Annotated in this window: 6 protein-coding genes; 2 read left to right on the top strand and 4 right to left on the bottom strand. The window is 48.2% G+C overall.

The window, feature by feature from the left end; translation table 11 throughout:
* Nucleotides 1-330: transposase (locus tag QMD53_06475; GenBank protein ID MDI6800289.1), on the top strand; the 330-nt coding region annotated here is incomplete at its 5' end.
* A 126-nt stretch (nucleotides 331-456) separates the two neighbouring features.
* On the opposite strand, the gene wecB is transcribed toward QMD53_06475, so the two are convergent.
* Nucleotides 457-1,596: a UDP-N-acetylglucosamine 2-epimerase (non-hydrolyzing) gene (wecB, locus tag QMD53_06470; protein ID MDI6800288.1), complete on the bottom strand. Its 1,140-nt coding sequence runs from the start codon at nucleotides 1,594-1,596 to the stop codon at nucleotides 457-459.
* Nucleotides 1,597-1,632: 36 nt separating this feature from the next.
* Nucleotides 1,633-3,975: a DUF2341 domain-containing protein gene (locus tag QMD53_06465; protein MDI6800287.1), complete on the bottom strand. Its 2,343-nt coding sequence runs from the start codon at nucleotides 3,973-3,975 to the stop codon at nucleotides 1,633-1,635.
* A 290-nt stretch (nucleotides 3,976-4,265) separates the two neighbouring features.
* Here QMD53_06465 and QMD53_06460 point away from each other — a divergent pair, with 290 nt between their 5' ends.
* Nucleotides 4,266-4,658 (top strand): hypothetical protein, encoded by a 393-nt coding sequence (locus QMD53_06460; GenBank protein ID MDI6800286.1) that lies wholly within the window; start codon nucleotides 4,266-4,268, stop codon nucleotides 4,656-4,658.
* Between the two features lie 4 nt (nucleotides 4,659-4,662).
* Here QMD53_06460 and QMD53_06455 read toward each other — a convergent pair whose 3' ends face one another.
* Entirely contained in the window at nucleotides 4,663-5,313 is a 651-nt protein-coding gene (locus QMD53_06455; GenBank protein MDI6800285.1) for a sugar transferase, read from the bottom strand.
* A 154-nt stretch (nucleotides 5,314-5,467) separates the two neighbouring features.
* Nucleotides 5,468-8,341, bottom strand: a complete 2,874-nt coding sequence (locus tag QMD53_06450; GenBank protein ID MDI6800284.1) for a copper amine oxidase N-terminal domain-containing protein — start codon at nucleotides 8,339-8,341, stop codon at nucleotides 5,468-5,470.
* Between the last annotated feature and the right edge of the window lie 154 nt (nucleotides 8,342-8,495).

Genomic DNA, 8,495 nt, shown 5'->3' with positions numbered 1-8,495 from the left:
GCAGGAATCACCGGCATGAAGGAAGCTAATGACTATATCCACAACACCTACCTGCTCGCTTTCAATGAGGAGTTTTCCGTCCCTCCGCAGGAAAATAGCAGCATGTTTGTCCCATGGACGGGAACGGCAATTGAAGATATCCTCTGTGAACAGTATGATCGGACCGTGGGCAACGATAACTGTGTCAGATTTGAAGGGTTGATTCTTCAAATCCCTCAAAACCGGTATCGTTATCACTATGTCAAAGTGAAAGTATGGGTACATCGTTATCCAAACGGCAATCTTGCCATATTCCATGGACACAGAAAACTGGCAACATATAACTCTTAAGGGAAAGGAGGTAGAGAATCTTGACAAAAAAGCGGCTTAATATCGGGTAGCGATAAACCGGACAGTTTATTTGCTACAAAACCGGACAATTCTATTTGTTGACAACATAAAAAAAGACCATTAATGCTATTTCGTCAAGGTTTGGCTTGCAAAATATCCTTCCAGACAAGTGACTATGCGCTCGGCTGCGTGACCATCACCATATGGGTTTATGGCTCTCGCCATCTTATCGTATTCTTCTTTATTTCTTAAAAGTTCTTCGGTTTCAAATATGATTTTATCCACGTCCGTACCAATAACCCTCACCGTTCCAGCTGCAACCCCTTCCGGGCGCTCAGTCACATCTCTTAAAACTAAAACCGGTTTGCCGAGTGAGGGCGCCTCCTCTTGTATTCCGCCTGAGTCGGTCAAGACCAGATAGGACCCATTCATCAATTGGACGAACGGCTCGTAATCGAGGGGGTCTACCAGATAGACCCTTCTCTCATTGCCCAAAATGGCATGAGCCACATTCTTAAGATTTGGGTTAAGATGCACCGAAAAAACCACTTCAATATCATCATCTGTCCTTACCAGCCTTTTGATGGCCTCACATACATTATCGAAAGGGGTCCCCCAGTTTTCGCGGCGATGTGAAGTGACCAGGATAATTTTATTAGAATTAAAATCCACCCCACTTAAAATCGGATGAGTATCAAATCTATATTTGGGTTTTACGACGCTGAGTAGGGCATCGATTACCGTATTTCCGGTAATGATAACCTTATCTCTTGAGATGCCATCCTTGATAAGATTCGCCCTTGCCGTTTCGGTGGGAGCAAAATGCAATTCAGCGAGATGAGTGGTCAAAACCCGATTCATCTCTTCAGGAAAGGGATGATAGCGATCGAACGTCCGCAAGCCCGCCTCTACGTGAGCGATGGGTATCTTCAGATAGAAAGCGGAAAGAGCCGCCGCAAAAGTGGTTGTAGTATCGCCTTGGACCAGTACCAAATCGGGCCGCTCTCTTAAGAGTATCTCCTTCACCCCGTTTAGAGTCTTGGTGGTAAGGGTGAAGAGGTCTTGTCCTTTTCGCATGATATCAAGATCGTGGTCTGGTCTGATATCAAATAACTTAAGTACCTGGTCGAGCATCTCGCGATGTTGCGCGGTAACCAGAGTGATTGAATTGATCTTATCCGATTTTTTAAAAACCTTGATGACGGGCGCAAGCTTTATGGCCTCTGGCCTTGTGCCAAAGACAGTCATCACTTTGGGTCTATTCATCGACTCTCCGACGGGCGGACTTATATATGATACCAATCATAAACGTTCTTCTTCCAGGATAGAGTAGAAGTCATCTTGCAGTCCTAGGTTGTTGTGGCGGGTTGCTATCTCTTGAGCCGAGAGCGCACGATTGTACACCCTAACCTCGTCTATGATACCTTTCCAGTAAGTCTTGCCTCGCTTAGCTACATATAAAGGATATGAGTTTTTTAATAGGCTACCGGTTAAGGTTTTTTCATCAACCAACTGGCTATCTCTATATGTTTTTAGGCTTACCCCATCGTAAGTCATAACTAGATGAGAATATCGGTCAGTGGGTAAGAGACCAAAATCGCAAAGAACCGACCCATTGTGGGTGGCAACCCTGGCAGCATAGGCTCCCCCACCCCTGGCAGCTATCCTATAGGTACATTTATCATAAGCGGGATGATATTTCTCCAAAACGGAAGCATAGCCGGAAGAAGGGGCTGGTTTTAAATATAGCTCAAACGAAAGCTGTTGGTCGGCGTGGAGACGCTCATAATAATCACTAAAGGTGATGACATCGATATCTTTTGACCTCGCCTTCAAATAATCGCTCACTTCTTTGAAGTCTTGAGTCAAATACTCGGTGGACTTGTCGGCCTTATCATCCACTATCTGATGGAGGAATATGATTAGTGGACTCCCCTTTGCGATGGCCTCATCTATCGACTTCTTAACCGTCGCAACTTTGACCTTATTCGTAACATTCAATGCCTTAATGAGGTGATCGATACCGCCACCAAGCAAGAGGTGAGCCTGACTATCGCCGGCTATTACGGAACGTGCCAGCTTGTGCCTCTCCTTGACCTTTTCGATAACCCTGTCGTTATAGAGCCCGTAAGGATAGGCAAAAAACTTGGCGGAAGCTTCAAAACCGTTATTTGCCAGCCAATCGTAGCAGCCGTTTATCTCATCATCCATCTGGGCCCAAGAGAGCTTGGTCAGTTGTTGATGGCTTCTGGTATGGTTTGATATATCCCAACCACTATCTCTCATGGCCAAAAGATCGGCTTTGGTCAGATGATCGACCGTATCGATATAGTCCGAAGTGATGAAGGCGACCCCTTTTTGGCCATTTGCCTCCATTATGGGGAATGCTTCGTTCTTGACATCGTCGTAACCATCGTCAAAGGAGATGATGGCCTTAGCCCGCCCCTTCTGGTTATAGCGAAAATCATCGAAGTTGGCACTGACCGAACCGCTGGGGGCGCCCCTTAGGCGAACCCTCATCGACACCATCCTATTTGACCAACTCTCCCCCGTTGAGGTTGTGAAGTCGCTGCGTCTAAGGATGACCCTATTCCATCCACTCTTAAGGCTAGTGGAGGTTACTGAGGCGGTTAAGTCTTTTGACCAATTCTTTGTTGAGGTGAAGGAGATGGATATGGAGCTGAGCTTAGAGCGTTCGCTGATATATACCCAGAACATGAAGTTATCTGCCGATGAGAGATTTACGTCTATCCTTTTGCTCGAATAAACGTGGCTTCCGTCTCTTGAAGTCAACTTGAGCGAAGCTGCCCCCTCTTTAAAATTAATCTTATCGATAGTCTGGATCGCCCCTTTGCCTGTTGGGCTCCAGGAGGCGCCGTTTTCAAATGGTTCGACAATCCCACCTTCATTTACCATAAAACTGTTTTCTACCCAACCTAAACTAGTTTTATTGCCAAAATCGAGATAATCGTTCGCTCCATCAAACTCTTGCGCGCCTCCCGTTTGCCCGATAATATCTTTCGGTCCACTGCTTGCGCTCTTGGCTGAATTTGAGCTGGCGGTGGAATCTAGAAGAAAGCCGTTTCTTGCCCCCATGTGTTGGACCATTTTAAGGCTCGGCTCAAATATGCTTTTGATGCTACTTTGATCTTCGCACTTGGGATTGCCGTAATATAGGTGAATTTTGGTGTCGATGATAGGTGAGATCGTCTTGAGCTTCACCCAAGCTACCAGGCGGCCGTCTTTTGGATCATATGTCTCAATTTCATGATCTAATTTCTCGCCGGTTGCGTCGCAAAAGAGGATGTCGCCGCCGTCGGTCTGGCCAACGTGACCGCCGTTAGCCCAACCCTTTAAGTCTGCATCATTCAAGGCTATCGCCAGAGCAAAGTCTGAAAATTCGCTCTTAACTTTGGTTCTGTCGATGATGATTTCTTTTCTATACTGCCAATCTCTGTTGTGCCAACCCAAGAGTTCCGCTTCAGCCGGTCCGCCTCCAAATCCGGGAAAGATCAAGAAATTAAAGATCACTATCGCCATGGCTGAGATTACAATCGGTCTTCGGGATAAGACCTTCTTCGCCTTTATAAAATAATTTACAGCTTTATTCAACTTGGCCGCCAACAGATCAATCCTCTTTAGCAAATTGCCACCTTGTGCCCTATAATAGGCGCGATCATCGATAAACTTATGTTTCTGCAGACTTATGGATCGCGCTTGAGCTATTTGCCCGATACCTAAAGCAAACGACTTAAAGTGCATGGGTTTCTAGATGCTTGCGTGAAAAATATTTACACAGTTCAAAAATGGTGTCAAGAAAACTGCATAAAAAGAGCATAACCAAAAAAGAGCTTTACAGTCAGACCCATTTTAAATGATAATACCCATATATACATGGGTCATTTAAAAAATTTGACGGCGGTAAGGGGGAGGAAGTGCTTCATAGGCTAAGGATAATTGCAGAAGCCGCCTTCTATTCACTGCTCATATTTCGCTTGCTCAGCGGCCTCTTGGTTGATATATTTGCCACAAAACACTTTATCTTCTACACTGGCATCGTCCTAACCCACTATATTACACTCTTATTTCTGGGTTTTTGGAATGGTTTTTTTATAAAGACCGACGGTTGGATATATTCACTCGCCTCTTTTGGCTTTTTTTATCTGCTCCGCCAGATCTTCGACGTCTATTATCCGCTCCCCCTATCAACCTCTACAAAGCTCTGGATGTTCTTGCCCCTTTTGGCGCTGCTTTTGATCGCATCTATATACGGTGAAATAGCGGCCGAAAAAAGAGAGGATAAGTTGACTGAAGATGATAAAAAGTAAGCCCTTAGTAAGCGCCTTCGCCTCTTAAGACCTTTAGAGCCGTCTGCATGATGATCTTTAGATCCAGCCGGAATGATCGGTTTCTCGCATATTCCAAATCGAGCTCCATCCGCTCGCCAAAGGATGCATCATTCCTGCCGTTTATCTGAGCAAGGCCCGTCAGACCTGGCTTGACCTCAAGTCTCCTCAGTTGGTCCTTGTCACAATGGGCGACCTCAAATGATATCAAGGGCCTAGGACCAACGATGCTCATCTCTCCCCACAAGATATTGATCAGTTGAGGAAGCTCGTCGATACTGGTCTTGCGCAAGATCTGACCAAAAGGAAATATGCGGGGGTCTTTCTTGAGTTGAACGAATGGCTCATCTCTCTGCTGGAATTCTTCCAGATCATGGAGGACATCTTCGGCATCGACAACCATGGTTCGAAATTTTAAAATATTAAACGTCTGACCGTTTAAACCCACCCGCTTTTGGCGAAAAAAAAGAGGGCCGGGAGATGAGAGTTTGATGACGAAACCGACCATTAACATTAAGGGGGTCAAAAGCATCAGCGCAGAGGAAGATAGAAGTATATCGACAACCCTTTTCACAACCACATATGGCTTTAATGCAACCTTTTCTTCCCCGAGCTCTTCTAAAGAGTAGTCCAACATTCCCCCCGGCTTTTCGAGATCAACCCCATCCGTACTCAATTCTAACACAATAATCTGGTTTGCGCTCTACTCGTTCCTTAAGATTCAAGCCAAAATCCCAGAGCATGCCAATATAATGGCCGACCAGATTGATTGTGTTCAACCGAAAAACGGCTTAAATGTATTCGACGGTCACCCTCGAAAGGGCGCCGTTCCAGCCGACCTTTGCCCCAAAGGCCTCCACCACCCAGCGAAAAGGAAGAACCGTACGGCCGTTCTTGGTCGCAGCTTTAACATCCATGGTGGTCATGGTGTTGTTTTTGATCAGATATTTGCTGCCGATGATAAGTTTTACCGTGGTGCCATCTTTTACCAGGGTAACCATCAACGTCCTAGGATTCCACCCGATATCACCCTCATCAAGGCCAATGGCGTAAGCCAGATATCTAACAGGGACGAATGTCCGACCACCACTGGTATAGCAGGCCGTGTCCATCATGTAGGTCTTCCCACCTACTTTGTATGTGGAGTCTCCTATGACGAAAATGGACTGCTTCATCACGTCAACGCTCCCTATCTTAAGAACGCCGCTGGTCGCCCCGGCGCCTCCTCCAATCGTCGCTTTTAAATCCCCCGTAGCAAAGGTTGCCGTAAGATTAATCTTGGGCGCTATGCTGATGGTGGAAGCGGTCGTGCTTTCCGTCTTGATCGTCCAGGTGGCGATGGTATCGCTGCTGCTCAAAGCGGCTGTATTATTCACAAGGGTTATATTTCCAGAATATATACTGGCAACTGGAGCGTTGGCAAAGGACGCCCCACTGGGCAGGGTGATGGTCAAGGTCTTGTTCACCTTAAGGACAGCAAGCCCATTTTCCTTGATTTTAATGGTGCCCACCGCCTGATTGCTGCCCCCTTTGACAAGAACGGGATAGCTCAAACAGGTGTTAGTGGTACCCGTGGATGCAGCTACAACCGTCCCTATCTTTAAATCTCCTTCGGTTACCCCGGCCGTCCCGCTCACCTTGACCTTAAGATCACCAAGTGCGATTGTTGAATCCAGAGTAATCTTCGAAATTATTTTGATAGTTGAAGCGGTAGTCGACGGCGTCTTAACGGTCCAGGTGGCTGTGGTATCGCTACCACTTAGTGTGGCCGTGGCATCTTTCAAAATAATATTGCCAGAGAGAATTAGAGTGGTTGGAGCGCTGGCAAAGGTCGCCCCCTTGGGCAGCGTAACAACGATAGTTTTGTCGGTTTTAAGAACTTTTGCCGCATTCTCGGCAATCGTGAAGTAAGCGGCCGCCTGATTTGTCACACCCTGGATAAGATTTGATGGGCTCGAACAACTATTCGTGGTGCCGGTCGCATCGCTCTTGATGGTGGCTATTTTTAGATAGCCCGATGTGGCTCCAGCCGTCCCCCCGATATAAACCTTCAGGTCGCCAAGCGAAGCGTTTGAGCTTAAATTTAGGCTCGGACTGATGGTGAGGGTGGTGGCCGTCGTGCTCTCCGTCCTTACCGTCCAGTTAGCTACAGAATCGCTCCCGCTTAAGGAGGCCGTATTGCTGACAAGGGCTAGATTGCCCGATGAAAGAGTTACAATGGGAACACTGGCAAAGGTCACTCCGCTCGGCAAGGTGATAGTTATGGTCTTATCTGACCTTAGAATGACCGGTCCGTTTTCAACAATTGTTATAGCGCCGCCCGCTTGACCAGTCTTTCCCTTATAGACGGTGGTTGGACTGGCGCATGAGTTGGTGGTGCCGGTCGCACCGCTTATAACGGTTGCTATTTTAATATCCGCCGGCGTGGCTCCGGCCGTGCCGCCGACGGTCGCTTTTAAGTCTCCATAGGCGATGGTCCCGCTCAAGGTGATCTTTGGTGTGATGGATATGGTCGATGACGCCATGCTGACCGCGCTAACCGTCCAAGTGGCCGTGCGGTCACCATTACTAAGAGCTGCCAGGGTGTTCACCAAGGTAAGACCGCCCGAAGAGAGAGAGGCTGTTGGCGCGGTCGTAAAGGTGGCTCCATCGGGAAGAGTAATAGTTATTGTGCCACCCCCAAGGAGGGTTGCGGGCGCGTTCTCGGCAATGGTTAGTGTTCCGGCCGTTTGATTGGCAGATCCACGGATAAGGTTTGTTGGACTCGGGCAAGAATTTATGGTCCCCGCGGCTACAATGTTTGCTATCTTAACATCGGCAGCGGTCACTGAGGCCGTTCCCGCGATGCCTACCTTGATATCCGAGCCCCCATAGGCGGGATCGATGTTAAGTCTTGAGCTGATCTCCACCGAGGCGGCCCCTGTTGAGCTATTTCTGGTCACCGTCCAGGTGGCCAGGTTGCCGCCGGTTAAAACCGGAGCAGATAGTGTAATATCGGCCCCGAGCACGCTTGCGCTTGGAGCTGTATAGAAGGTTACCCCGCTCGGCAGAGTGGCGGTGATGGTTCCGCCATTAACCAGGGCTCCGCCGCCATTTTCGGTTATGATCAGGGTTCCTGCCGCCCCATTGCTCGCCCCCCTAAATAAATTTGTCGGGCTTGCGCAAGAGCTGGCGGCGCCCGCCCCGGAAACGTTTGCTACCTTAAGGCTTGCGGCGGTCGCTCCGGCCGTCCCTCCTGCTGCAACTAAAAGATCGCCATCCAAAACGGTGGCATCCAGATTTATCCTTGGCGTGACGCTGATGGTGGAGGCGGCGGTCGAGATAGCGCTCATCGTCCAGGTGGCGGTCCGACCATCGAAGCTGACTTCAGCCGAAGCATTTACTAATACAATATCACCTGAGACGGAGGCGGTCTGTGCGCCCGAAAACGTAACCCCGCTTGGCAGACCTAGGGTGATGGTGCCCACCGAAAGGTCACCCGCTGCCACCTCGGTTATGGTCAGATTTCCCGCAGTCTGGCTTGCAACCCCACGGTAAAGGCTTGCCGGGCTTGGGCAGGCGACTGCGGCGCCGGCTGCCATAGCTGAAGGAAGCGGGCCGAAGAGTAGGCTAAATATGAGCGATGCGGCCGCAAGTAAAAGACACAACCCCTTCGTTTTTTTCATTTTACGTTTTCATCTCCTTTATCAAGGACAACAAATAACGACAATCATCATTAAAGCCATTATAGTATTTTTTCCCGGTTGATAAATAGATTATCATGATATTTTTTAAGGTAATTCCTATACATCTGGTACTGGTTTGACCAATAGTTGTGCA

Source organism: Actinomycetota bacterium, assembly GCA_030017835.1.
Lineage (GTDB): Bacteria > Actinomycetota > Aquicultoria > UBA3085 > Oleimmundimicrobiaceae > Yes70-04.
Note: the sequence above shows the minus strand (reverse complement) of the source record. Positions and strands in the feature narration are given on the sequence as shown.

Excerpts from the sequence above, each read along its gene's own strand:
- wecB (MDI6800288.1), bottom strand. The coding sequence starts at position 1,596 with ATGAATAGACCCAAAGTGATGACTGTCTTTGGCACAAGGCCAGAGGCC.
- QMD53_06455 (MDI6800285.1), bottom strand. The coding sequence starts at position 5,313 with ATGTTGGACTACTCTTTAGAAGAGCTCGGGGAAGAAAAGGTTGCATTA.
- QMD53_06450 (MDI6800284.1), bottom strand. The coding sequence starts at position 8,341 with ATGAAAAAAACGAAGGGGTTGTGTCTTTTACTTGCGGCCGCATCGCTC.